The following is a 25,890-nucleotide window of genomic DNA, read 5'->3' as shown; positions in this document are numbered from 1 at the left end:
TTCAAACGACGTCATTTCACCGTAAACAGTTTGAGACAAACCGGCGACGGAACGTTCACCTGCGTACCGGTCGGCGTCAGTTTGCCGGTTTTGTTGTCGAGTTTGTACACGACGATATTGTCAGTGTCCTGGTTGGCCGCAAAAACGTATTCGCCTTTCGGGTCGATCAGGAAGTTGCGGGGCGTTTTGCCCTCGGTCGGCTGCTGGCCGAGCAGCGTCACCTTGCCGTCGTTGGCAATCGACAGCATGGCCAGCGCGTTGTACCCCCGGTTCGACTGGTACAGGAATTTACCGTTCGGGTCGGTATGAATGTCGGCGCTGGTGTTTTTATCCGTAAAATCGTCCGGGAGCGTTTTGACATTGTCCTGCAGCAGCGTCAGCGCGCCGGTTTTGCTGTTGAGCGCGAACACGGCCACAGTGGAGGTCAGTTCTTCGACTGCGTACAGGTATTTTCCGTTCGGATGGATGGCAAGATGGCGCGGCCCCGAACCGGGCGACACGCTGGCGAAGGGCGTCGCGGCCGGTTTTACTTTACCGGTCGCCAGATCGAATTCGTAAATGTAAATCTTGTCGGTGCCGAGGTCACAGACGTACACGAAGCGGTTGTTGGGCGAAACCGTAGCCGAGTGAATGTGCGGTTTTTCCTGCCGCTGGGCATTCGGGCCTTTGCCTTCATACTTAAGCGTGTCGGTGGCGGGGCCGAACGAGCCATCGGCTTTAATCGGCAGCACGGTAAACGTCCCTCCGCCGTAATTGGAAACGAACGCCAGCTTGCCGGTCTGGTCGACGGCGATGTGGCAGGGACCGCGTCCGTGCGAGGATTCCTTGTTCAGCATCGTCAGCTTGCCGGTTTTGGGTTCAATGGCGTAGGAACTGACACCGCCCGAATTGGCGGCTGCTTCGTTGACCGAATACAGGTACTGCCCGGTGGGGTGAATCGCCAGAAACGACGGACTTTTGGCGTTGGAAATCGTCTGAATCTGCGTCAATGTCCCCTTCGCGCGATCGAATTCCAGTACATAAATACCTTCGCTGCCGCGTGTCGAGTACGTACCGACATACATAATTTCTTTGGGGGATTGGGCATGGACCATAGAGCTCAGGAGCAGGGTGGTTAACGTGACTAGTTTTTTCATGCGTTAAGGAGGAATATGATCGCAAAACTAATAAAAAGGACAAGCCTGTGATGGGCTTGTCCGGGTTCTTTAGCGTTTGGGCTGGTATTTACTCAATTCTTGATAAACTCGGCATTGGCCCGAATGGTCACTTCTTCGCTGACGACGGCCACGGGCGTGCCGGTTCCGATGCCGAAATCGGAGCGTTTGAGTTCCCCGGCGATTTTGAAACCGGCGATTTCCTTCTTGTTCATTGGGTGCGTAATCGGGCCGTTGAGCGTAACGTCCAGCGTCACCGGTTTCGTCACGCCGTGCATCGTCAGGTTGCCGGTCACTTTGTACTTTTTGCCTTCCACTTTCTGAAATGAGGTACTTTTGAAGGTCAGCGTCGGAAACTTGGCGGCATCGAAATACTTTTCGCTCTTTAAATCCGCATCGCGCCGGTCGTTGTCGGTATCGATGCTGTTGACATCGGCGGTCAATTCCACCACGGCGTCGGTGAAATCGGGTTTTGAGGATGTTATTTTAGCGTCGAACGTCTTGAAATTTCCGTCGACATCCGACACCAGCAGGTGCGTGACCGTAAAACCGACTTTGGCGTGGGCTTTGTCGACCGTCCAGGTTTGGGCGAAAGAAGCGGCCGAAAGAAGCAGCGAAACCGCCAGGCAGGTGAGCTTTTTCATGGATGTAAGGTTTTGGTAAAAAGGAATCAACACGTCCCTCGTATCGACAGGGACAACAGACTGAAGATACACAGTCTGCTGATAAACAACATGATTCCCGGCCAATTTCACAGAAAAGTTTCGATCAGCCACTGTGCAATCCCGGCAAAATTGCTCCGAAACTGGCATAAGACTTGCTCTGAACGATAATTAGGACGTCGCATGAATAGTTTTTGCTAAAAAAATATAACTTGCACAAGCAATAGTTTGATTGATCCCCTAAACGCCCCCGAAGCGAGATGCTTTCCTAATTCTACCTAGATGATGAACCTCTTTACCAAAACCCGAGAAACAATTATTGCTGGACAATTCAAAGGCCAGGCTACGACCATTTCCCTAACGCCTTCGACGCGCTTCGAGCGCCGTTGCCAGATTTTGTATGAATCGTACACCCGCTTCGTCGACGATGGCGAAAAACTGCTGGCGGCTGATGTGCTGACGATTCTGAAAACCGTGCTGGACGACGAAATCAAAGCCCTGACCAGTTCGCAGATCGCGGTCAAACAATAAGGGCGCTCTTTATTCCCGACGACTGAACACACCCCGTCTTTGTCCGGGCTATCCTGCGCCGGGCCGAGTTGGTGTGTCGAATCGGTATTGGTTTTATGGCAAAAATCATTAATTTTTGTCGGCCCGAACAAAACCGGGCTTTTCATCAACCTAAACGATTCGGCTTTTCATGCGCTTTTCGATTTTTTTGTCGTTTTTCCTGCTTGCCTCCCCTTTAATCGCTCAAAAACAGCCTTTTTCCGCAGCCCAGGTATTCGGATCGGAAAAAACCGGCTTGTTGAAACTGTTACCGACCGTCCGGGGCTGGGCCGACGATTCGCATTATTTGTTGGTTAAAAACCAGAAAGAGTACGCGGTCGATGTAAAAACCGGCCAGGAAAGTGACTATCAACCCAAAGGCGACTGGAAGATCTACCCGCCTACATCGGCCCTCACGGGAGAAGGAGGGCAAAATCCTACGTTTTCGCCCGACGGTAAATGGCTGGCGTTCACCCGCGAAAGCAAAGATCTCTACCTCAAAAATCTGACGGATAACCAGGAAAAACGCCTGACCAGCGACGGCTCCGAGACGGTTTACAACGGCTACGCGGCCTGGTTGTATTGGGAGGAAGTGTTAGGCCGGAGTACGCAGCACAAAGCGTTCTGGTGGTCGCCGGATAGCAAGTACCTGGCTTTCATGCGGTTCGACGAAGCGAAGGTGCCGGTTTTTCCGATTGCCGGGGCCGTCGGGCAGCACGGTTATCTGGAAAGTCAGCGGTATCCGAAATCGGGCGACCCGAACCCGCTGGTCAAAATGGGCATCGTGGAAGTCGCGACCGGCCAGACGGTTTGGGCCGATTTTGCCCCGAACGACGATCACTACTTCGGAACGCCGTTCTGGACGCCGGATTCGAAATCGCTCTGGATGCAGTGGAAAAACCGGGGGCAGGACAACCTGAAGCTGTTTGCCATCGACCCGGCTTCGGGCCGTAAAACCGAACTCGTCAGCGAGAGCCAGAAAACCTGGGTCGACTGGCTGACGAACGTGCATTTCCTGAGCGACGGCAAGCACTTTATCCGGATGAGCGACGAATCGGGCTGGATGCACCTGTACCTGCACACGATGGACGGCAAGCTAAAAAACCCGGTGACGAGCGGAAACTACACCGTCACGGGTATTTCGGAAATCGACGCAAAAAACGGGCTGGTGTACTTCACGGCCCGCAAAGAAAATTCGGCCCGGATCGATCTCTACAAAGTAAAACTCGACGGCAAGGGGCTGCAACGGCTCACATTCGGCGACTTCAGCCACCAGGTACAGGTGTCACCCGGCGGCAGTTATTTCATCACCACCTACTCCAACCTGCAAACTCCGCCGAAGATGGCGTTGCTCGATAAAACCGGCAAGCTGATTCGCGAGCTGGGCGATGCGAAAGGTGCTGATTTCGACAAGCTTGCCGTGGCCCGGACCGAACTGGTGCGCGTGCCGACGGCGGACGGTTTTCAATTGCCGGTGACAATCAAATACCCCACAAATTTCGATCCTGGCAAACGCTACCCGGTGTTGATCAGCATCTACGGTGGACCCAACGCCGGTTCGGTCTACGACCGCTGGGCGTACCTACCGGCTTCGCAATGGTACGCACAGGAAGGTTTGCTGCAAGTCGCCATCGACCACCGGGCGTCGGGGCATTTTGGGAAAACCGGTCAGAATTTTATGCACCGGAATCTAGGCAAATGGGAACTGGAAGATTACGGCACCGTGGTCAAGTGGCTGATCGACAAAGGCTTGGTCGACCCCAGCAAAGTAGCCATTACGGGCGGCAGTTACGGCGGTTACGTGACGGCCCTGGCCCTGACGCGGGGCGCCGACGTGTTTACGCACGGCATTGCCAACTTCGGTGTCATGGACTGGCAACTTTACGACACCGAATACACCGAACGCTTCATGGATACGCCCGCCGAAAACCCCAAAGGCTACCAGGAAAGCTCCGTGCTGACCTACGCCGACCGGTTGAAAGGCACACTCCGGATTGTGCACGGCACGATGGACGACAACGTGCATATGCAGAATTCCATTCAGTTGGTCGATAAGCTCGAAACCCTCGGCAAGCACTTCGAGTTCATGGTCTATCCGGGGGCGCGACACGGTTTTGGCACCAAAGGCAAACACGCCCAGGCCGAAACCGCCCGGTTTATCTACCGGTATTTGCTGGAAAAACCGTTCCCGACGGAAGTTTGGGAGTGACTATTTTTGGCGCTATCATAAGCGCGTTTTGTCATCCCGACGGCAGGAGGGATCTACGGGTGAGACTGACATTCTTCGGGCGCTCGAAGATCCCTCCTACCGTCGGGATGATCGGTTACCGCTTTTTCTTCTTCGAAAAATTTCTCGAAAAACCGGGTTTGCCGGTTTTTTCGCTTTTCGGGCTACCCAACAACCGTTCGAGCAAATCCGGGCGGTTGAGCTTTGTGAGTCGCTGCCGAATCCAGTCTTTGTATTCGGGTTTGTACCAGAAGAAATAGCGGTTTTGCGCCTGTTTTTCGTCGCGGGTTTTGGCGGTTTTGACCGGTTTCAGCGTGTACGGATGGACGCCCGTGTAGTAAATCACTTCGGCCACCGTCATCGGCGTGGGCGTAAAGTCCTGCACCTGTTCCAGTTGGAAGCCCATGTCCTTGGTTTCGGCGGCCAGGTTTGCCATATCGGCTTCTTCGCAGCCGGGGTGCGAGGAGATGAAGTACGGAATCAGCGGCTGATTCAGGTTGTGCTTCTGCTGAATGAGGTCGTACTTTTTCTTGAACAGCTTGAAGTACTTGAATGACGGTTTTCGCATCACCCGCAGTGTGTCGTCGGCGGTGTGCTCCGGGGCCACTTTCAACCGGCCCGACACGTGGCGTGTCACCAATTGCTCCATGTACTCGTCGTGGTTGCCGTCTTCGTTGTTCTTGTTGAAATCGTCGACCAGCAAATCGTATCGAACGCCCGACCCCACGAACGCTTTCTTGATCTTCGGGTTGGCGTCGACCTTGCGGTACAGTTCCGTCAGCGGTTTGTGCGAGGTGTCGAGGTTCGAGCAGATCACCGGGTGAATGCAGCTTGGGCTCTGGCAGCGGGCGCAGATCGACTCGTCTTTGCCTTTCATCTTGTACATATTGGCCGACGGCCCGCCCAAATCCGAAATATAACCCTTGAATTCGGGGTGTTTCGTGATTTCCTCGACTTCCTTCAGCACCGACGTTTCGCTCCGCGAGGCAATAAACTTGCCCTGGTGGGCCGAAATGGTGCAGAAACTACAACCGCCGAAACAGCCCCGGTGCATGTTCACCGAAAACTTGATCATTTCGTAGGCCGGAATCGGCCCGCGCTTTTTGTATTTCGGATGCGGCATTCGGGTATACGGCAGATCGAACGATTTGTCAACCTCGGCTTCGTCCATCGTCTTGAACGGCGGGTTGATCACCAGCACCTGATCGCCGACTTGCTGCGTAATCCGGTTGGCCTGCCATTTATTCGACTCGACTTCCACAATCTTGAAGTTGGCCGCGTATTTGATCTTGTCTTCCAGGCATTCCTCGTGGCTCGCCAGCGCGACGGTATTCCAGTTGTTATACTCGCGTAGTTCGGTGTTTGCGTCGTGCAGAAACGCCACCTGGTTGATGTTCCGCATCGACGCCAGCGGCACACCCATCCGCGTCAGTCGCAGGATTTCGCGCAGGGGTTGTTCGCCCATGCCGTACACGAGCATATCGGCTCCGGCGTCGACCAGAATCGACGGCATCAGCTTGTCCTGCCAGTAGTCGTAGTGCGTCACCCGGCGCAGCGACGCTTCAATGCCGCCGAGCAAAACCGGCACGTCGGGATAGAGCTTTTTGAGGATGTTGGTGTAGACGATGGTGGCGTAATCGGGCCGGAAACCGGCTTCTCCGCCGGGCGTGTACGAGTCGTTGGAACGCAGGCGTTTGTTGGCCGTGTAGTGGTTCACCATCGAATCCATGCAGCCCGCTGTGACGCCAAAAAAGTATTTCGGTTTGCCAAATTTCTTGAAATCCCGCAGATCATCTTTCCAGTTGGGCTGGGCGATAATGGCCACCCGAAACCCTTCACTTTCCATGATCCGACCGATCACGGCGGTGCCAAACGCCGGGTGATCCACGTACGCGTCGCCTGATACCAGCACAATATCCACTTCATCCCAGCCGCGTTTCTCAACTTCCTGTTTCGTCAGCGGCAACCAGTCGGTTAGGGGCCTTTCAATCATGAGTCTGTAAAATGATGTATCTGATAAACACCGAAATTACGAAATAATTCACGGAGTTGGTGCGGAGTTTGGTAGATTGGAGGGTGATTGGTGAAGTGTTGCAAAAAATGCAACACTTCGTTGGCGGTCCTGATAAAGCCGGTAAAATACCGTTGAGAGCAGGATGCAGATTTTCGGTTTTCGTGCCGCTGAAGAAAAATCTACCGGAACACCATCATCATCTGCCCGGGCGGTGCTACGGCGTGCTGGTGATAAAATGCAGAAGCGTACAGCTTGTATTTTTATCAGCCTTGCAACCGATAGTGGTATTCACGACGAACTGCGGCATAGCGATGCAACCCATTTACACGAAGCGGGTACTGACATCAAGGTTATTCAGGAATCGCTCGGACACAACGACCTGATCATCCAAAGCCTGGCCACTCCCGAAACAAGCTGGCTATTTTTCCTGGCAAGCACTTTTGACTACAACAAAAGGCTTTTAGGCTAAATCTGTTTTTTGACATTGCTGCAACTTTGTATCAACAAAAAACAGATAACAAAATGAAAAATTGGACAGTAGCTAGTATTCCTTCCAGAAGAGATGGTTTAGCTATAATTACCGGAAGTACAGAGGGTGTGGGCTATGAAGATGCACTGGCCTTGTCATCCGCCGGATGGAATGTGGTGATGATGGGTCGCAACGCTCAAAAAGGAGCGGAGGCAATTGCTAAGATTCATCGGATTAACCCCAAGGCAAAGGTAAGTTTTGAAAAAATAGACCTTGCGGATCTATCTTCCATCAAATCCTTTGCCTCGAGAATGCTTTCTAAAGGACAGGCCATCAATCTTTTAATCAATAATGCAGGAGTAATGACGCCACCTAAACGCCTTGAAACCATTGATGGCTTTGAGTTACAGTTTGGCACAAACCATCTTGGTCATTTTGCCTTGACGGCTCAACTGATGCCATTATTACGCAAAGCAAAAGATGCTCGTGTTGTTACGGTATCAAGTGTGGCTAACCGTGAAGGAAAAATTAATTTCGGTGACCTTCAGTCTACATCTACCTACAGTCCGATGCAAGCTTATGGTCAATCAAAACTCGCTAATTTGATGTTTGCCTTGGAGCTTCAACGACAAAGTGAGAAGCAGGGTTGGGGCATAACGAGTATGGCTGCCCATCCGGGTGTTTCCCGAACAAATTTACTCCTTACCGGTGCAGGGCGTTGGAGTGGTCCGGGTATAGCGAGAACGTTTCTTCCGTTTTTGTTCCAACCGCCTGCACAGGGGGCATTGCCAACCTTGTATGCAGCCACTTCTCCAGAGGCTAAGGGAGGTTTGTATTATGGGCCAAACAGAATGAGTGAAACCCGAGGATATCCCACTATCGCAAAAATACCTGCACAGGCAGAGGATGTAAATGTCTCGTTAAAACTATGGGACATATCACAAGAGCTTGCTAACGTACAATTTTAAAGCTTAAGAAGCTGTTTGAGTTAAGGCCAAACCTTTTTTATGGTTCGCCTAATGTGGGCAATCCAAATGAAGGTTTGAGCTGATAAAATGGTTCGTTCGTAATCTTTAGCCAGGCGTCGATTATTCCCCAGCCAGGAAAGAGTCCGCTCGACTATCCAGCGCCATTTGTGGATAACTAACTCTTTATCAGTAGATTGTTCCGTGATGGGTGAACGAGAAATAGTGACATTCATGTCGTAAAAGGTTTCTAACTGCTTTTTAAAATGACCACCAAACGTACTGTCGGCATAGATCAACACCAAATCGTCCAGCAACGGATTAAGAAGCCGGGCTTGCTCCCAAAGCACTACTCCCGCTTTTCCGTCGGCGCTATTTGCGGGTCGCACGTCAGTCCAAAGTACATGCCCCATCGTATCAACGATCAGAAAGCGTTTACGTCCTTTGATGAGCTTACCCCCATCAAAGCCAATCTGTTCAGTAGCCGTTGCGCTATTTTTGACACTTTGGGAGTCAATAATCGCCACCTTGGGCCCGGGTTTTCGATCGACTTTAAGACGATGAAGCATTGTCAACTCATTGGCGATCAACAGCCAGGTGTCGTCTTTAGCCCACTTCCGAAAATACCAGTAAACGGTTTGCCAAGGTGGAAACCGCTCCGGCAAATCGCGCCAGATAATACCGTTTTTAGTCAGGTAAAAGATGGCTTCAACGATCTGTTGGAGGGGCCAGATACTTTTTCGTTTGACGGTGATAAGTTTTTCAATACCTTGCCATTGAGAGGCCGTCAGGTCGGAGGTATAAGGTTGTTGCACACAACTTAACCCCGATTGACGGTTTTCTCGTTTAAAAACCAGCTAACTCAAACAGCTTCTTAGGTTTTAGCACCTGGCTGAAATTTAATGTCATCGTTGATCTTCCTATCGTATTGAAAAACTAAAAATGAAATGAAACTTATAGGTTCCATCTCACTCCTTGTCGGTATACTTTCGTCCTGCGGTGCGCCCAAAACCATTTACATCAGTAACAAAACGGGCAGCCCCATCACCTTATTGGTTGACAGCTCTTACAACACCTCTAATCTGGCTTTTAAAGACTCTTTGAATGGAGTAAAAATAGAAAAAAAGAAGGTGTTCAATTTTGGCAATGGCAAATGGACAACAGAAGATAAGACAAGTCTTGAGAACTTAATAAAACACACGAAAGTACTTAAAGAAGGAAGCTTCACAATTATTGACATGCCTAACAAAACGAAGGTGTCGCATATCCGTTTCGATGTTGAAGAACTTTGGGTAAATATCAAATAATTTGCAATATGCCGACTTCAAAACCATATAGACTAAAATCAGTAACGGAAATATACCGTGTGATGGGGCTTCCAAAGCCTCAACACCCACTTATTGGCTTGATTGATTTATCCGGGCTGAAAAATTATTCCGATACAAATGCCGTGCTATTCGACCTATATGTAATATCACTAAAAAGGGGTTGCGACAAACTCTTTTACGGACAACAGAAATATGATTTTGATGAAGGGCTAATGGCGTTTCTGTCGCCTGGGCAAATTTTACGGGGTGAGGAAAATGGTGTGCCTGCAAATTTGGAAGGTTGGATGTTGTTCATACATCCTGATTTCCTGTGGGGGACATCACTAGCCAGTAAAATAAATAAATACGAATACTTTGACTATTCCATCAATGAAGCCTTGTTTCTTTCTGACAAAGAAGAAACTATTATAAACGACATCGTAAAAAACATTCAGAATGAATATCAATCAAACATTGACAAATTCAGTCAGGATATTATTATATCTCACTTAGAAACATTACTGAACTATGCTGATCGCTTTTATCAACGACAATTTATCACCCGAAAAGTAAGCAATCATCAAATTCTTGACCGATTAGAAAAACTGCTCTCAGACTACTTTAGTAACGATAATGTAATAGCAAACGGCCTACCGAAAGTTCAATACATTTCAGACAACCTAAACGTTTCACCAACCTATTTGCGTAGCTTGCTCAAAACACTGACAGGACAAACCACCCAACAGCACATACACGACAAACTAATTGAAAAAGCCAAAGAAAAGCTTTCAACTACGGATTTAACTGTGAGCGAAATTGCTTATGAGTTAGGATTTGAACATCTACAATCGTTTAGCAAGTTATTTAAGTCAAAGACAAAACAATCACCATTGGAATTTAGACAATCATTCAATTAACGTTTCTCACTTCCCTTGTATCTTATCTCTATGCTTCAAACCAAAGTTAATTAAAGCATTTATTACGGGTTCAACTTCTTTGGCGTGTTCGGTGAGTTTATAAGAAACTGTAACAGGTTTGGTGTTATTGACGGTTCGGGTAATCATTAGATTTTCCTCCAATTCCTGCAATTCATTTGATAGTACTTTTGGCGTTATTCCTACGGAATTTTTCTGCAAATCCTTAAACCGCATTGTACCAGAGTCGTACAAATTGAACAGAATACAAAATTTCCATTTCCCGCCTAATAATTCAATCGCATCTTTTATTGCCATCACACGCTCTTTGTAGCGTTTCTCGTCTTGTTTACAATCTTTTTCTGCCATATATATAGTTACTATCCAAAAGGTAACGAATAGCAAAGATAAAGTTCCTTTCTACTAATTATGCATCATATCTTTTAAACACCAAAAATGGACTCGATTAAAATACACGTTTTGCATTGCGGAAGCATTGACCTCGATGAGGCTGTGCCATATTACACAAAAACATTACACCCTGCACCCTACACAGGAATTTTTCGGAGCAAAAAACATCAAATGATCGTTCCTGTTTCGGCGTATCTGATTGAACACCCAAAAGGGTTGATTTTGATTGACACAGGTTGGCACACAGAGATAAGAAGCAATCCTAAAAAGTATTTAGGGTGGCTGTATTCCATATCTTCTACGGCTCATTTACAGCAAGGAAAAGCCATACACGAGCAACTTGAAACGTTAGGGTATAAACCAGAAGACCTTGATTATTTGTTTTTAAGTCATTTGCACCCCGACCACGTTAGCGGACTGAAATTAGTTAGTAAAGCCAAACGGATTCTGACAAGCGACCTGGAACTGAAAGATGTCGAAAGACACCCGTTGCTCTACAAACCATTTATGTGGCAAGGTGTAAACGTGCAGACGTTCCACTTTGAAAATTCGGAATACGATTTGTTTGACGACAAGTCCGTTATTTTGGTAAATACACCAGGGCACACGAATGGAATGGCTTCAACACTTATTCAGAACAATGGAAAATTTGTGTTGTTGTGTGCGGACACCGGTTATACCAAAAAAGCGGTGGACAAATTGATTATACCCGGAATGACAACCGACAAGAAAAAAGCGCTGACATCATTGCGGTGGATCAAAGAAATGAGCGAAAAATCGAATTGCATTGAAGTTATTGCTAACCACGACCCGGAAGTAAAACCGCATACAATAGAACTTTAAAAAAACACAATAACACGAACGGATGAAAAACGCCAGGTAATAGTCTCTACTTTTGTGGCTCCTAACCCTTACGCAAACCGCCCCATGCCCCGCAACCCGCTCCTGACCCTCTTTTTTGCCTTCATCGCTTTTCTCAGCCACGCCCAGCAGGAAATCCCGCTGTACCCGGGTCCCGTGCCCAACGCCAAAGCGTCTGACGTGAAGGAAGTCAAACGGAATGAGCAGCTCGTAGCCAACGTTGTCCAGCCGACGCTCACGGTTTTTCTGCCGGCGAAGGAAAAGGCCACCGGCACGGCCGTCATCATCTGTCCGGGCGGGGGCTACGGCGTGCTGGTGATCAAGCGGGAAGGCTACGACGTGGCCGAAGCGTTCGCTAAACTGGGCGTGGCGGCTTTTGTGCTGAAATACCGGCTACCGAGCGACGAAACCATGATCGACCCGTCCATCGGGCCGTTGCAGGACGCGCAGCAGGCGCTGAAAACCGTCCGGGAGCGGGCGAAGGAATGGGGCGTCGATCCGCAGAAAGTCGGGATCATGGGCTTTTCGGCGGGTGGTCACCTGGCGGCTACGGCCGGAACGCATTTCAACCAGGCCGTGCTTCAAAATCCCGGAAAGACAAACGTCCGGCCGGATTTTATGATTCTGGTCTACCCGGTCATCAGCCTGACGCCCGAAATTGGCCACGCCGGAACCCGGAAAAACCTGCTGGGCAGTTCGCCTAAACCGGAGCAGGTCAGGCTCTACTCCAATGAATTTCAGGTGGAGAAAAACACGCCACCTACTTTCCTGACCCATGCCGGAGATGATACCGTCGTGCCGGTGAAGAACAGCCTGGTGTTTTACGAAGCCCTGCTGCAACACGGCGTTCCGGCGGCTATGCACCTGTACCCCAAAGGCGAACACGGCTTTGCGAAAACGCCCGCTTTTGAGGAGTGGTTTGGCCGCGTCCGTCAATGGCTGGCTACCAACGGGATGCTACCCGACTAAATTGGCCATCTTTCTTTTTGACAATTTAATCTTTACAGAATCAAAGAAATGTCCTTTTTAAAGAAAAGAGGGGCAATAGCCTGTTTTCTACCAGTCCCAGTAACTAACTTTAGGACTAAATTTCTAGAACAGGCAGTAATTTAGTCGTTTATTTGGCTTAACTCCTTATCAAGACTTTATTCCTATCGCCCGACGCTTTACCCCAAACATGAAAAAAATCCTACTCCCGCTGTTGGTCTGTCTGGCTGGTTACGTCCGGGCGCAGAACCCGGCCACGATGCCTGCCACACCGGCCATTCAGGCCAACATCAAAGCCAGTTTGAAAGCTAAAATCAGCGGGACGGTGATGGATGCAGCCCAGAACAAACCGGTCGAGTTTGCGACGGTCGCGCTGTTGAATCCGAAAACCGAGAAGATTGTCGGTGGAACCACGACCAACGAAGTCGGGAAGTTTACCATCGCGGGCGTCGACGCGGGCAGTTACCGACTCATGGTCAGTTTTATCGGGTACGAAAACAAAACCATCAACAACATCAACGTGAGCCCGGACGGGGGCGAACTGGCGCTGGGCGTCGTGCAGATGCAGACCGACTCCCGGACGCTGAACGAGGTGGTCGTGACGGCCGAAAAACCGCTGGTGGAGGACAAAGACGACCGGCTGGTCTACAATGCCGACAAAGACCTGACGAACAGTGGCGGAACAGCCGTCGACGTGTTGAAAAAAGTGCCGCTGCTGACCGTCGATCCCGACGGAACCGTGACCCTGAAAGGCAGCACGAGCATCCGGGTGTTGATCAACAACAAACCGTCGAGCATCATGGCCCGGAGCATCAGCGAAGCGCTGCAGATGATTCCGGCCGAACTGATCAAATCGGTGGAAGTCATTACGGCGCCCTCCGCCAAGTACGATGCGGAAGGCACGGCGGGCGTGATCAACATCATCACCAAAAACCAGTTGCAGGGCCTGACGGGCGGTTTGAATGCCTCGGTGGGCAGTCGGCGGGATAACCTGGGCGGCAATTTTAATTACAAGCGCAACAAACTGAGCATCACGGCTTACGGCGGTGGCAACACCAGCGATTACTTCGGCGGGTCGGAGTCGTTTCGGCAGAATTTACTCGATGGGCAGGTCATCAGTACCATTGAGCAGAACAGCGCGTACAAAAATAAAGGCCGCTCCGGTTTTGGGTCGTTCAACATCGATTACGACCTGGATACCTTAAACCGCATCGGGATCGACGCCAGTTTTGGCGGGGAGGGCCGGAAAACCAACTCCACGCGGGATACGCGCGTCACCTCCGACGATCCGCAGCATTTCCGCCGGTACAACACGACCCAAAACCGCAACCGGAACATGGACGTGAACTTCAACTACACGAAGACGTTCAAACGGAGTAAGGAGCAGGAATACACGTTTCTGGCGCAGTATAACCGCAATTTCAACCATAGCAACTACGCGCTGAACCAGTTTCCGCTGCCCGAGAGCGAGGTGATCGACTACCGGGAGCGCAACAACAACGACAATCAGCAGAACGAATTTACGATTCAGACGGACTTTACCTACCCGCTCTCAACCGTTAAACGGCGCATTCTGGAAATCGGAACGAAAGCCATTCTGCGGGATGTCGGCAGCGAATACCGCCTGGAAAATGCCCGCGACGGTTCGCTGGATTTTCAGGAAGACCCCAACCGGGCCAACATGTTCAACTATCAGCAACTGGTCTGGTCGTCGTACGGGTCGTTCCGGATGCGAACCAGCAACCGCTGGGGCTTCAACCTGGGCGGGCGGCTGGAATTGACCAACATCGACGCCAACTTCATTTCGACCAGCACGAAATTCAACGACCGGTATCAGAACTTCCTGCCGAACATCACGGTTTCGAAGCGGTTTGGCACCGGCGAAGACCGGCGGCTGAAGCTCAACTACAGCCAGCGGATTCAGCGGCCTTCCATTTTCTACCTCAACCCCTACGTAAATTATTCCGATCCGAAGAACATTCAGTCGGGCAACCCGTACCTCGACCCCGAACTGGCGCACTCGGTCGAGCTGTCGTTCAGTACGTTTTCCAAAAACGGCACCTCGATCAACGCAATGGTGTTCGGGCGGCAAACCAACAACGCCATCGAACGGATCACCACGGTCGACACCAGTGGCGTATCGAGCAGCACCTTCCGCAACATTGCCCGGAATGCGACGTATGGGCTGGAACTGTTCGGATCGGCCCGGCCCGTCAAGGCCTGGAACATCAGCGGTTCGTTCGGGCTAAACCGGAATTTCCTGAACAGCGAGGCCCTGCAAATTCGCAACGAAAACTGGAGTTACCGCTTCAACCTGAATACCTGGCTTAAATTACCCAACGACTTCAGCGTGCAGGCCAACGGTTCGTACAATTCGCGCCGGATTCAGTTGCAGGGCCAGTCGTCGGGTTTTTACTACTACGGTTTTTCGGGCCGCAAAGAGTTCAAGAAGCAGAAAGTGACCGTTACGGCCAACTTTGAGAACCCCTTCCGGCGGTACAACACCATCGTAAACCAGTTACGGACAGCGACGTTCATCTCCGACGGCTCGAACTTCAACGTGATCCGGAACATCCGGCTGTCGGTCAACTGGCGGTTTGGCAAAATGAACGCGGGCCAGGATCGGGAGAAGAAAAAGATTTCGAACGACGACGGCAAACGGGGTTAATTGGCGCTCGGATTTGTGGAGTACGATTGGGTTCTGTTCATAAAATTCCTATCTTACTCCACGAATCACCTTAACCGTTTCCTAATGCGCATTCTTCCGGCCCTTCAGGACCCTAGTTCTGTTGCACCCCCTTCCAGTCCGTTCGACCATTTTTTGCTTCGATTCATCCGCGATCCGCGCGATTTACCCTTCCTGTACCTGACGCTTCGTCTTTCGCTTACCCTCCTGCCGCTGGGCATTCTGTTGTTCATTCCGGCGGTTTCCGGCTGGGTGTGGTGGACGATTGCCGGAGCCTACCTGGTGACGTATTTTATCCATAAAGGCCCGTTTGGGTTGATGGGCCATTGTGCGGCCCACCGCCCGCTGTTCAAACGCGAATACCGCTGGCTCAATTATTACATGCCCATGACCATCGGGCTGTTCTTCGGCATGTCGCCCGAAACCTACGTGGGGCATCACATCGGCATGCACCACCCCGAAAACAACCTGCCCGAAGACCTCAGCACCACGATGCCCTACCGGCGCGACTCCGTAAAAGGCTTTCTGCACTACCTGACGACGTTCCTGATTACGGGCGTTGTGACCATGATTTCGTATCTTTTTCGAAAAAACCGTCAGAAAATGGCCTTCAAAGCGATGGCGGGCGAAATCATTTTCATCAGTGCGTGCCTGGTGCTGCTCTGGCTGAATGCCCCGGCCACGATTGTGGTGTTTGTCATTCCGTTCTGGCTGACGCGCATCATCAGCATGATCGGCAACTGGACGCAGCACGCCTTTGTGGACGCCAACGACCCGGCCAACGCCTACAAAAACAGCATTACCTGCATCAACGTGAAGTATAACCGCCTGTGCTGGAACGACGGCTACCACATCAGCCACCACTGCCGCCCGGCCATGCACTGGAGCGAACATCCGCAGTTTTTTCTGAAAACCCTCGACAAATACGCAGCCAACAAAGCCATTATCTTCGACGGGCTGGATTTCGGGCAGGTCTTTTTCCTGTTGATGCGGAAACGCTACGACCGGCTGGCCCGGCACGTTGTCAACGTAAACGGAACGTTTCGCAACGATCAGGAAATCATTGCGTTAATGAAACACCGGCTGGAACCAATCCATGCGTGGAGTGAGGTCAACCTAGCGGTCAATGCCTGACCAGACGCCAGGAATCGGTACGTAAGTTAGAACCCTGGACCGGGTACGCTCGTTAAGGTAAGTAGGTAAACCGTGAACCGTTTGGTTTACGGAATCATCTTGTTTAACGAACCACCCGGTGAAAGCAATCATCAAGCTCTTTCAGGAATTCTTTTCTTCCGGCTCCATTGGAGGGATTCTTCTTTTCTTCGGCGTCCTGATTTCCCTGGTCATTGCCAACTCCCCTCTGGGCCCTGCGTTTGACAACCTGCTGGCCCTACCGATTGGCATTGACGGAACCGGGCTTGATTTGCGGTATCCCGTTTTGATCTGGATCAACGACGGCTTGATGGCCATCTTTTTCCTGCTGGTTGGCCTGGAAATCAAACGGGAGCTGGTCGAAGGCGAGTTATCCTCGATTCAAAAAGCCACGCTACCCATTTTTGCCGCCCTGGGTGGGCTGGCGGTCCCGGCCCTGATTTATGCGCTGTTCAATGCCGGAACCGCAACGGCCGGCGGCTGGGCCATTCCGATGGCTACCGACATTGCGTTTGCCCTGGCCATTCTGAGTCTTTTGGGCGACCGCATCCCGGTTTCGCTGCGCATCTTTCTGACGGCGCTGGCCATTGTCGACGACCTGGCCGCCATCATCGTCATTGCGGTTTTTTATTCCCACGATCTGCACTTCATCTACCTGGCTTATGCCGGAGCGGTCTTTCTGGGCCTCATCCTGATCAACCGGTTCGGCGTGAAGTCGCTAGTATTTTACCTGCTTCCGGGCCTGGTGATGTGGTATTTCATTCACCATTCCGGCATTCATGCCACCATTGCCGGGGTGCTGACCGCCTTCACCCTGCCCACGACCGAAGATGAGGTCGAATCTCCGCTGGAAAAACTGGAACACCTGCTCATCAAACCGGTCAATTTTCTGATCATGCCGGTTTTTGCGCTGGCTAACACCAACATTACCTTTGAATCGACGATGCTGGAGAGCCTGACGACGACGATGGGCCTGGGCATCATCGCCGGGTTGCTCATCGGAAAACCGCTCGGCATTTCCCTGCTTTCCTGGCTATCCGTCAAACTGGGCTTGTGTGACCTGCCCGAAGGAACAGGCTGGCTTCAGATTATCGGCGCTGGCATGCTGGGCGGAATCGGATTTACGATGTCGATTTTCATTGCGCTCCTTTCCTTTGCCGATGAGCCGATTCTATCCTCCGGGGCCAAGTTTGCCATCCTGATCGGTTCCATAACCGCCGGTTTGCTGGGCTATTCGGTTTTGCGGGCCGTCAGCAAGCCGGAGCTTTCCGCAACCTGACCAACTGTATTTCGCTCCTTGCAAGGAACGGGCCCGAAATTACAGGTTCATGCCCCCCGTAACTTCAATGCGCTGGCCGTTGACCCATTTGGCTTCTTCGCTGCACAGAAACGCCACCACGCCCCCTACATCATCCGGCAAGCCAACGCGTCCCAAAGCGGTTATGCTCGCGACAAACTCCCGCATGGCCGGGGTATCCGTTTGGGCTTCGGTCGTCTCGGCGATTGGGGCAGAAAGGCTCGTGCCAGCATTGTTGATCAGAAAATCGAAACGATCGATGTCAAACCCGGTTTGCAGGGCTGCAATGACTTGTTGCGAAAAAGCGCCGAAGCTGCTGCTATCGGCCACATTCAGGGGCAAGGCTACCGCTTTCTGCCCCAGGGCTTCGATCTCGGCGACGGTGGCTTGCGCTTCGGCCTGGTTGCTGTGGTAGGTTAGTACGACCTGTATCCCTTTTTGGGCTAGACTCAGCGCGATGTTTTTACCGATCCCCCGGCTTCCACCGGTCACGAGTGCAATTTTGGAAGTTTTCATCTGACTTTTTTGTCTTCAAGTAAACAGCACAAAAGTCTGCCAGATGATGTGGCGGTTGTTTGTCCGGAGCAATCAATTTTATGTATAATTCAAACCAGACGCTTGCATTCGGAAAGCTCCCGGAGCCAACGAGGTCTCGCGCTTAAAAAATTTGGCAAAGTGCGCGACATCCGCAAAACCGAGGCTGTCGGCAATTTCGGCAATGGTCCAGTCCGTTTGACGCAATAAGATTTTAGCCTCCCGGACGATGCGCCCCGCGATGAGGTCGGTGGTGGTCAGGCCCGTTGTTTCCTTCAGGACTTTATTGAGATGGTTGACATGCACCGCCAGTTGGTCGGCGTAGTCTTTGGCCGTGCGCAGGCGCAGCTGTTGCCGCGGGGTTTCGATCGGAAACTGCCGCTCCAGCAGCTCAACAAACAACGAAGTCATCCGGGCGGATGCCGTGTGGGTGGGGTGCAGGGCGGTGTTCGACTGCAACTTCTGCCCCAGGTGAATCAGTTCAAGCGTATACGTGCGGAGCAAATCGTATTTATAGACATAATCGGAAGCCATTTCGACCTGCATCTGTTCAAAAATGGCCTGTGCCCGATTCAAATCCGTTTCGGACAGGAAAAAAACCGGGTGCCCCGGCGCCTTGAAAATCGGCAATTCGTCCAACATCACGCCACTGTTGGTGGGCTGAAGAAACTCCGCCGTAAATACGCTGCACTGCCCGGTTTGCCGTCCTTTTGGCAACCAATAGAACGGAACTTTGGGCGTTGAGAAAATCAGGGCAGGCTGTTCAATTTCGACGGTGCCATCGATGTACTCAACCCGGCTTGGCCCCTTCAGCAGGCTAATCTTGTAAAACGCCCGGCAAGGATACGGCACCGTGGGCTTATCTCGCGTCGTCTGTTGGTAATCCGTCAGGTTAAAAACATTAAAGTGCCCTACCTCCTGCTGAATGCTGCTCGGCAGCAGGGCGCTTAAATCCGTTGGCGAGCCCGTCAGCAGACGGACAGAGAGTTCTTCAAACGAGGCTATTTTCATGGACTTGATGATTGTCAAAATCAAATAGACGAGCAGCCATGCGGATGCTTCATCCACGCGACTACACAAAAACCGTAACGCAGTTGTACCAAAACTAAGTTCTGGCTTAAATCCAAAAACCGCCGGAAGGAAGTTGGCGAACGAGCCGACTATGCCGTCACTTCCGATTGCAGCGTTTCGATGGAGGCCGCTTCCTGGTAGGTTTCGTAGTCGGTGTTGATCTCCCACAAGTTGTGGTTGGCTCCCGAGACAATGTTTTCGGCGGCCAGAATCCCCATCAGAATGGAATGGTCCTGGTTGTTGTATTTGAAGGAACCGTACCGGCCGATAACGCTCAAGCCGGGTAAACCGGAAAGATAATCCTGAACCGGTTTCAGAACGTCTTTGTACCCTTTTGAATAAACCGGGTAACTCCGCGACAACCGTTTCACAAAACCGGCCGAAATGGGTGCATGGCTAATCAGCCCGGTTTTCCGCAATTCGCCCGACGCCAGTTGGATGAGTTCGTCGTCGGTTTTCCGCCAGATTTCGTCCCGGTCGTAGCACCAGTATTCCAGCGTCAGAATGCTGGCGGTTTCGCCGTTGGTGATGTCGGGCACCCAGTTTCTGAAGTTTGTAATCCGGCCCGTCAGCAACTCCTTCGAGTGGACGTAGAGCCAGTTGTCCGGAAACAAATCGCTGGCTTCCACTTTCAGATAAACCAGAATAGTATTCCGAAAGGTCAGGCTGTTGGCGTTCGCTTTGATCGAATCCGGAACATTCGGCAACCGATTGACGAGCAACGTCAGCGGCATGGTCGAGATGATGTGGTCAAACTGGTAGGTCGTTCCGTCTTCCAGCGTCAACCCATACGGTTTTTTGTCCGTGTCGACGGAATAAACCGGGCTTTTCAGGTGAATACTTCCACCGTAACGACTCACATAGTCGGCCATCCGGTCGTAAATCATGCCGTTGCCGCCGGTCGGATACGCAAACTGATCGATCAGGGTTTTGTGCGTATTGCCCTTTCCTCCCTTAACGGCGTTCCGAATAGCTTCGCCCAGCGACAGTTTTTTGATGCGTTGTGCGGCAAAATCCTCGTCGAGTTCGCGACACGGAATGCCCCAGAGCTTTTCGGAGTATGTTTTGAAGAAGGTATTGTAAAGTTTTTTGCCAAACCGCCGGGTCACCCAGGACTCAAACGTTTGCGTATCGGGTGTCGGATTCAGTTTTTCCACCACATAACTCCCGACGCTGTGGATCGACTGGCGCATACCGAACTTCCGGAATACGTCAAAAGGCTTGAGCGGGTAGTAAAACAACCGGGAATTGTAGTAAATTCGGGTGAGCCGATTCACCAGGCGGTAATCCGACCCGGCCACTTCGAACCACACCTGGTTGATGCGGGAATCGTGGCTGAAAAACCGGTGAGGCCCCAGATCGACTGTCTGGTTCCATAACAGAAACGACTGCGATAAACCGCCAACCTTTGGGCCAGCTTCGAAAACTTCCACGGTGACCCCGGCCTTGGCCAGTTCATAAGCCGCCGTTAGACCGGCTGGCCCCGCGCCAATAATCCCGACTTTCTTGTCCGAGTATGTATACATTCGTCTATGCCGCCACGTTTCCGGCGTTTCCCGCCTTGTACGGTTCTACGTGGGAAGCAGCGGCTCTCTTTTCCTTGTGCGACGTGAATATACTTGTTTACATTGAAAGTATTTTCGGTAACTTTTACATCTAAAAATTTAAGTTACCGGCCTAATATCCGGGCGCTTAGTCCTGCCAGAGCCATCGCAGCGATTCGGGCAGAATGGACCCACCGTGTTTGCCATTGTGTCCGCCGGTGCCACCGACAAATTTGTAGTTGTATTGGCTAAACTTGAGTGCTGCGTCCATTTGCAGATTGCCCAGCCACCAGTTGCCGTGGGCGTTGTCGAGGTCGTTGCTGCCGTCCTGCAAAAACACCCTGATGTCGCGTTTGGGCGCTTTCCGGATCAGCGACGGATACACGTGGCCGCCTTTGATGTTCGTAAAACTGCCCACGTGGCTCAGGACTTTGTGGAAATAATCGGGCCGCTGCCAGGCCACCGTAAACGCGCAGATACCGCCCGACGAAATCCCGCCAATGGCCCGCATTTTCGGCGAGTCGGCCAGCTTGTATTTTTTACTAAGTTCGGGAATCAGTTCTTCGATCAGCAGCCGGGCGTATTGGTTGGTCAGCGTGTCGTACTCAAAACTCCGGTTGTCGGCCCGCCAGGGGTCTTTGGGCAGTTCATCGCCGTGCTGCCCGGGATTGATGAACAGGCCGATCGTCACTGGCATGGCTTTCTGGTGAATCAGGTTGTCGAACACAATCGGCACCCGGAAATCACCGTCTTCCTTCACATACGTATGGCCATCCTGAAACACCATGAGAGCCGCCGGACTGGCTGGGTTATACTGGGCCGGAACATAGACGTAGTATTCCCGGATCGTATTCGGAAACACCCGGCTTTTCCAGACGTGTTTCGTCACCTGCCCTTTTGGAATGCCCTCGTGCCGCTCCGAATCGGGGCCGTAGGGCACGGTTTCGGTTTGGGCAAAACCCGCGAGAGACAGCAGTATGATCAGGCCAAACCCGGCAAGAAAGCGTTTCATGGTCAGGCAGAAAAGTTGAATGATAAATATCGAATGTAAAATGCTAAATGTAAAAGTGCGGGGTCGGAAACCACTTTTACATTTAGCATTTTACATTTGATATTTTTAGTTTCCTCCCGCCCGCTTCGTCGCGACCCGGAACAGAATAGCGGCCAGGCCCAAAAACGCCAACGCGCCGAGCAGTTGGAAGCCTTCGTCGCCCAAGGCGCCTTCCAGGGCCGGTTCAAGCGTCAGTTTTCCCAGAAAATTAAAAACCGACTCGTTGACCGACAACAGCGCAACGACCACGCCCGCCAGCGCCCCCCCGGCAACCAGGCCCGTCGAGAACAGACTGCCCCGGCCCAGGTCGGCGTCTTCTTCCACAATGCCTTTCCGCTTCGAATTCCAGTCGACCAGCGCTTTGACACAGCCCCCGGCAAAAATCGGCAACGTGGTCGAGAGCGGCAGGTACAAACCGACGGCAAACGCCAGCGCACTGACCCCGCAGATTTCAACCACGAACGACATGAAAGCACCGACGAGCACAAACTGCCAGTCGAGGTTGAAGGAAAGCAGGCCTTTGATGAGCGTCGCCATCAGCGTGCCCTGCGGAGCCGGAAAGCGATCGCTGCCGATGGCGTGCGTGATCCCCTGAGCCACGAGGTCCGGGGTGGGCGTATCGAGCACCTTGACTGTTGCTCCAATGGCGAGCGAGGAAACAATGACGCCCACGAACAAGGCCATTTGCTGGTATTTGGGCGTTGCGCCCACCAGATAGCCGGTTTTCAAATCCTGCGAGGTAGCTCCGGCTGTCGCGGCAGCGATGCAGATCATGCTACCAACCACCAAAACCGTCGGTTCGTAGACTTTTCCGGTCAGTCCAAAACCGATGAAGACTAGCGAGGTGCCCATGATCGTAGCGATGGTCATGCCCGAAACCGGCGACGAACTGGTACCAATCAGCCCGACAATCCGGCTGGCGACAGTCACGAAGAAAAAGCCGAAGATGATCACCAGCACGCCGATCAGCAGTTTAGTCAGCAGCGTGTCGCCCGGAATCTGCGGCAGAATGATCATGAGCGCAATCAGCGCCAGACTCCCGAAAATGACCACTTTGATGGACAAATCCTGCTCGGTCCGCCGAACCGCCGATTTTTCGGTCCCCGCACCAATCGAGCCAAAGCTCTGTTTGAACGAGGCTACAATGGTCGGGATGGTTTTGATCAGCGTCATAAAACCGCCCGCTGTGACGGCCCCGGCCCCGATCTGGCGAATATACGCCCGGTAAATGGCGGCTGCCGTATCGTTGAACGTGCGCGTATCGGGATTCCAGCCGCCCGGTCCGCCCGCCGTTTGCAGGTTCGGGATGTAGGCAAACTTGACCAGTTGAGCCGCAATGACTTCGCCCGGTACCAGCGACGCCAGCAGTGGGATCAGTGCCAGCCAGGCCAGAATACCGCCCCCAACCAAGATGGCCGAAATCCGGAAGCCGATGATGTACCCGACGCCGAGGTACTCCGGCGTGATTTCGCCCGACACCTGCGCCGACGGAAAATACCGGTTGGCCTGTTTGGTGGCCCAGACGGGCGCTTCGGCGATGACGTGCAGCACTTTTTGCAGAATGGCGTAGAGCAGCGCCACGCCCAGGCCCTGGTAGGCGGTTTTGGCGAAATCGCCCCCCCGCTCGCCCGCAATCAGCACCGAACCGCAGGCCGTTCCTTCGGGATAAGGCAAATTCCCGTGTTCTTCCACAATCAGCGCCCGGCGCAACGGAATCATGAGCAAGGTACCGAGCAGTCCGCCCAGAATTGCCAGCGTCAGGATGGTCCAGTACGAGAAGAAGTCGGCCCCGATGTCGTCGGTCAGGAACAGAAAACCGGGCAGCGTAAACACCACACCCGAGGCAATGGACTCTCCCGCCGAGCCGGTGGTTTGGATGATGTTATTTTCGAGGATGGTGGTTTTCAGAAACCGCCGACCGAGCGAAATCGCCAGCACGGCAATGGGGATGGAGGCCGAAACCGACAACCCGGCTTTCAGGGAGAGGTAGACCGTGGCGGCTCCGAACAGGACGCCGAACAAGGCACCGGTGACGACGGCTTTGAGGGTAAATTCGGCCGTCGGTTGGTTGTCGGCAATATACGGTTTGAACTCGGCAGGCGCTTTCGTTTCCATGCGAACGATCAAGGGGTTTAGGCGTTAGTCCTGGCCCGGCGACGCAGCGGCCACCGTCCGGACCAATTTACGCCGATATTTTATTTTTCCCGCAAAAACCGGCTGATTGCGCATTTTGGAACACCATTCGTCCGCGCGGCCCTTGACTTTTCCGTTCTTTCTTTAAACATTTGCAGTCGATCAGCGGGAGTAGCTCAGTTGGTAGAGCGGCAGCTTCCCAAGCTGCAGGTCGCGAGTTCGAGACTCGTCTCCCGCTCTTTTCGTACCCTCTGTAATAGAAGCACTTAGCTGAAAAGCTGGGTGCTTTTTTTGTTACTAATCGAATTTCAGATACATACCTGATTGAGCTGCCAGGCCACATTTGTTTCGTGCAACCGGTTGTATCGACTGGTAGCAAAGATTAGCTGTTCTTCTTTACCAATGTCAACAAGTACCTGCCCAACTGCCAGGCATTTTATAGACGCTGAAATTACTAAGACTGTATTGCTATGTTTTTCTGCCACCGCCTTAAAGAAGAATCACAACAAGCTGACTATCAATAAATAATACAAAAATTATACCTTATTGGCGTACCGGATAACTAAGTAAAAAAACATTATTTGCCCTTGTCCCGTTTACTACAGCGAAAATGCCCTTGTGCATTTTTTTGTTCAACGTTATCCAAACCATCCATGAAAACACAACTCACACTGCTGGCAACCTGCCTGCTGGGTGTTCAGCTTGCCAATGGCCAGAACACCACCAGTACCACGTCGACGACGAGTACATCGACCTACAGCACCCCGGTCACCGATACAACGCAGACAACCGGCACCACGTACACCACGAGTCCGGGCACTCCATCGACCGACAACGCGGTAAACGCTACTCGGACGACCGAAACGACGTATTCGACTCCCGCAGCTACCAACGGCTACACCACCACGACAACCACCACCACAACCAGCTCGACGGACGCTCAGATGAACCGGGAAAACCGGAGCAACATGGACAAACCCTGGGGAAAAAGCGGGAAGTTTGGCATCTATGCCGGGGTGAACTTGTCAAAGTTTGTGAATGAGCCGATCCCTGACGACGCTTTCCGGGCTGGCTGGCAGGCCGGTCTCTACGGTCGTACGGGCGGGACGGTTTTTGGTCAGCTTGGGCTGGAGTATCGCAACTCGACGACCAACCTGATTCGGACGGGTCAGGGAACGACGCCCGGATCGGTTTCCGACCAGGTACGTGGCCGCATTGACCAGCACTTTCTGGCCATTCCGGCCTACGTTGGGGTTCGGATTGGGAACGCTCTGGGCCTGCGGGTTCAGGCAGGGGCCGAATTTGCGTCGCTCGTAGCGGTGGGTAACAACAACTTCCAGTTGGGCGAGGACGATCTGAACCGCGCCATTCTGAACGGATTGATCGGAGCCGGGATCAACCTGGGTCCGCTGACGCTGGATGCGGTGTATAACCACGGTTTGCAGAACGTGTTTGACGATGCCGACACCAAGCGCCGGATTTGGGCCTTCAACCTCGGCTTCCGGTTCTGATATCCGGTTTTGTAAGTAGGAACTTTTCTATAGGAATACCCTCAATAACCTAAGAAGTTCGGCAACGAATGTCTTAGGTTATTTTTATGGTTAACCTTCACAACAGCCTCCTGGGGCCGGACGGCAATCTTTTTAGGCCGGAATCTTGGAGGACAAACGCCCATCACCTTACTTGCCGCCGGATCAGGAAAGGGGGGCTATGATCATCCGGATGCATCAGAAAAATAGGAAAATGAAAAAGGCGATTACAACCTTTTGTTGTAATCGCCTGATTTTCAAGTGGTGATGGACGGAATCGAACCGCCGACACAAGGATTTTCAGTCCTTTGCTCTACCAACTGAGCTACATCACCAACAGTGCTCGGGTAGCAATTTGTGGGTGCAAAGGTAG

General features: G+C 52.1%; 22 protein-coding genes and 2 tRNA genes. 13 read left to right on the top strand and 11 right to left on the bottom strand.

Features of this window, described 5'->3' with window-relative positions; translation table 11 throughout:
* Nucleotides 1-11: 11 nt before the first annotated feature.
* A complete protein-coding gene (locus ACO2Q8_RS11190; protein WP_423344891.1) occupies nt 12-1,136 on the bottom strand; it encodes a lactonase family protein in 1,125 nt (374 codons plus the stop codon).
* A 92-nt stretch (nt 1,137-1,228) separates the two neighbouring features.
* On the bottom strand, nt 1,229-1,798 hold the full coding sequence (locus tag ACO2Q8_RS11185) for a YceI family protein (protein ID WP_423344890.1): 570 nt from the start codon (nt 1,796-1,798) through the stop codon (nt 1,229-1,231).
* 300 nt (nt 1,799-2,098) lie between these two features.
* Here ACO2Q8_RS11185 and ACO2Q8_RS11180 point away from each other — a divergent pair, with 300 nt between their 5' ends.
* Nucleotides 2,099-2,347 (top strand): hypothetical protein, encoded by a 249-nt coding sequence (locus tag ACO2Q8_RS11180; protein ID WP_423344889.1) that lies wholly within the window; start codon nt 2,099-2,101, stop codon nt 2,345-2,347.
* Between the two features lie 169 nt (nt 2,348-2,516).
* Complete coding sequence (locus ACO2Q8_RS11175) at nt 2,517-4,574, top strand: S9 family peptidase (RefSeq protein ID WP_423344888.1); 2,058 nt, start codon at nt 2,517-2,519, stop codon at nt 4,572-4,574.
* A 115-nt stretch (nt 4,575-4,689) separates the two neighbouring features.
* On the opposite strand, the gene ACO2Q8_RS11170 is transcribed toward ACO2Q8_RS11175, so the two are convergent.
* Nucleotides 4,690-6,585: a YgiQ family radical SAM protein gene (locus ACO2Q8_RS11170; protein ID WP_423344887.1), complete on the bottom strand. Its 1,896-nt coding sequence runs from the start codon at nt 6,583-6,585 to the stop codon at nt 4,690-4,692.
* A gap of 163 nt (nt 6,586-6,748) precedes the next feature.
* On the opposite strand from ACO2Q8_RS11170, the gene ACO2Q8_RS11165 reads away from it, so the two are divergent.
* Together ACO2Q8_RS11165 and ACO2Q8_RS11160 are read left to right on the top strand one after the other, a co-directional pair.
* Nucleotides 6,749-7,075, top strand: a complete 327-nt coding sequence (locus ACO2Q8_RS11165) for a tyrosine-type recombinase/integrase (protein WP_423344886.1) — start codon at nt 6,749-6,751, stop codon at nt 7,073-7,075.
* Nucleotides 7,076-7,128: 53 nt separating this feature from the next.
* Complete coding sequence (locus ACO2Q8_RS11160; RefSeq protein ID WP_423344885.1) at nt 7,129-8,043, top strand: SDR family oxidoreductase; 915 nt, start codon at nt 7,129-7,131, stop codon at nt 8,041-8,043.
* 20 nt (nt 8,044-8,063) lie between these two features.
* Here ACO2Q8_RS11160 and ACO2Q8_RS11155 read toward each other — a convergent pair whose 3' ends face one another.
* Complete coding sequence (locus ACO2Q8_RS11155) at nt 8,064-8,855, bottom strand: IS5 family transposase (RefSeq protein WP_423344884.1); 792 nt, start codon at nt 8,853-8,855, stop codon at nt 8,064-8,066.
* A gap of 132 nt (nt 8,856-8,987) precedes the next feature.
* On the opposite strand from ACO2Q8_RS11155, the gene ACO2Q8_RS11150 reads away from it, so the two are divergent.
* On the top strand, nt 8,988-9,347 hold the full coding sequence (locus tag ACO2Q8_RS11150) for a hypothetical protein (RefSeq protein WP_423344883.1): 360 nt from the start codon (nt 8,988-8,990) through the stop codon (nt 9,345-9,347).
* A gap of 8 nt (nt 9,348-9,355) precedes the next feature.
* Nucleotides 9,356-10,264 (top strand): helix-turn-helix domain-containing protein, encoded by a 909-nt coding sequence (locus ACO2Q8_RS11145; protein WP_423344882.1) that lies wholly within the window; start codon nt 9,356-9,358, stop codon nt 10,262-10,264.
* 6 nt (nt 10,265-10,270) lie between these two features.
* Here ACO2Q8_RS11145 and ACO2Q8_RS11140 read toward each other — a convergent pair whose 3' ends face one another.
* Nucleotides 10,271-10,630 carry a winged helix-turn-helix transcriptional regulator gene (locus ACO2Q8_RS11140; protein WP_423344881.1) on the bottom strand — a complete coding sequence of 120 codons (360 nt, stop codon included), beginning with the start codon at nt 10,628-10,630 and terminating at the stop codon, nt 10,271-10,273.
* 87 nt (nt 10,631-10,717) lie between these two features.
* Between ACO2Q8_RS11140 and ACO2Q8_RS11135 the strand changes: the two genes are divergently transcribed.
* The 5 genes from ACO2Q8_RS11135 (at nt 10,718) to nhaA (ending at nt 17,637) form a co-directional block, all read left to right on the top strand.
* Nucleotides 10,718-11,515 carry an N-acyl homoserine lactonase family protein gene (locus tag ACO2Q8_RS11135; RefSeq protein WP_423344880.1) on the top strand — a complete coding sequence of 266 codons (798 nt, stop codon included), beginning with the start codon at nt 10,718-10,720 and terminating at the stop codon, nt 11,513-11,515.
* Between the two features lie 84 nt (nt 11,516-11,599).
* The gene (locus tag ACO2Q8_RS11130; protein ID WP_423344879.1) at nt 11,600-12,502 is read left to right on the top strand and encodes an alpha/beta hydrolase; all 903 of its coding nucleotides are present in this window, start codon (nt 11,600-11,602) and stop codon (nt 12,500-12,502) included.
* 208 nt (nt 12,503-12,710) lie between these two features.
* Complete coding sequence (locus tag ACO2Q8_RS11125; RefSeq protein WP_423344878.1) at nt 12,711-15,188, top strand: TonB-dependent receptor domain-containing protein; 2,478 nt, start codon at nt 12,711-12,713, stop codon at nt 15,186-15,188.
* Nucleotides 15,189-15,272: 84 nt separating this feature from the next.
* Nucleotides 15,273-16,340 carry a fatty acid desaturase family protein gene (locus ACO2Q8_RS11120; RefSeq protein ID WP_423344877.1) on the top strand — a complete coding sequence of 356 codons (1,068 nt, stop codon included), beginning with the start codon at nt 15,273-15,275 and terminating at the stop codon, nt 16,338-16,340.
* A 118-nt stretch (nt 16,341-16,458) separates the two neighbouring features.
* Nucleotides 16,459-17,637, top strand: coding sequence for a Na+/H+ antiporter NhaA (gene nhaA / locus ACO2Q8_RS11115; protein ID WP_423344876.1), 1,179 nt, complete (start codon nt 16,459-16,461; stop codon nt 17,635-17,637).
* Nucleotides 17,638-17,676: 39 nt separating this feature from the next.
* Here the strand turns inward: nhaA and ACO2Q8_RS11110 are convergent, their stop codons facing one another.
* From ACO2Q8_RS11110 to ACO2Q8_RS11090, 5 genes are all read right to left on the bottom strand, one after another.
* Complete coding sequence (locus ACO2Q8_RS11110) at nt 17,677-18,171, bottom strand: SDR family NAD(P)-dependent oxidoreductase (RefSeq protein ID WP_423344875.1); 495 nt, start codon at nt 18,169-18,171, stop codon at nt 17,677-17,679.
* A gap of 78 nt (nt 18,172-18,249) precedes the next feature.
* Nucleotides 18,250-19,200: a helix-turn-helix domain-containing protein gene (locus ACO2Q8_RS11105; protein WP_423344874.1), complete on the bottom strand. Its 951-nt coding sequence runs from the start codon at nt 19,198-19,200 to the stop codon at nt 18,250-18,252.
* A gap of 149 nt (nt 19,201-19,349) precedes the next feature.
* On the bottom strand, nt 19,350-20,786 hold the full coding sequence (locus ACO2Q8_RS11100; RefSeq protein WP_423344873.1) for an FAD-dependent oxidoreductase: 1,437 nt from the start codon (nt 20,784-20,786) through the stop codon (nt 19,350-19,352).
* 166 nt (nt 20,787-20,952) lie between these two features.
* Nucleotides 20,953-21,816, bottom strand: coding sequence for an alpha/beta hydrolase (locus ACO2Q8_RS11095; protein WP_423344872.1), 864 nt, complete (start codon nt 21,814-21,816; stop codon nt 20,953-20,955).
* A gap of 105 nt (nt 21,817-21,921) precedes the next feature.
* Complete coding sequence (locus tag ACO2Q8_RS11090; RefSeq protein WP_423344871.1) at nt 21,922-23,970, bottom strand: OPT family oligopeptide transporter; 2,049 nt, start codon at nt 23,968-23,970, stop codon at nt 21,922-21,924.
* Nucleotides 23,971-24,153: 183 nt separating this feature from the next.
* On the opposite strand from ACO2Q8_RS11090, the gene ACO2Q8_RS11085 reads away from it, so the two are divergent.
* Nucleotides 24,154-24,226: transfer RNA gene (locus ACO2Q8_RS11085), tRNA-Gly, on the top strand.
* Between the two features lie 415 nt (nt 24,227-24,641).
* Nucleotides 24,642-25,499 (top strand): outer membrane beta-barrel protein, encoded by an 858-nt coding sequence (locus ACO2Q8_RS11080; RefSeq protein WP_423344870.1) that lies wholly within the window; start codon nt 24,642-24,644, stop codon nt 25,497-25,499.
* A 280-nt stretch (nt 25,500-25,779) separates the two neighbouring features.
* Here ACO2Q8_RS11080 and ACO2Q8_RS11075 read toward each other — a convergent pair.
* Nucleotides 25,780-25,852 (bottom strand) — tRNA-Phe (locus tag ACO2Q8_RS11075).
* Between the last annotated feature and the right edge of the window lie 38 nt (nt 25,853-25,890).

It is taken from the genome of Larkinella sp. VNQ87 (genome assembly GCF_049445795.1).
Taxonomy (GTDB): domain Bacteria; phylum Bacteroidota; class Bacteroidia; order Cytophagales; family Spirosomataceae; genus Larkinella.
The sequence above is the reverse complement of the archived record's forward strand: the minus strand, read 5'-3'. Positions and strand labels throughout refer to the sequence as shown.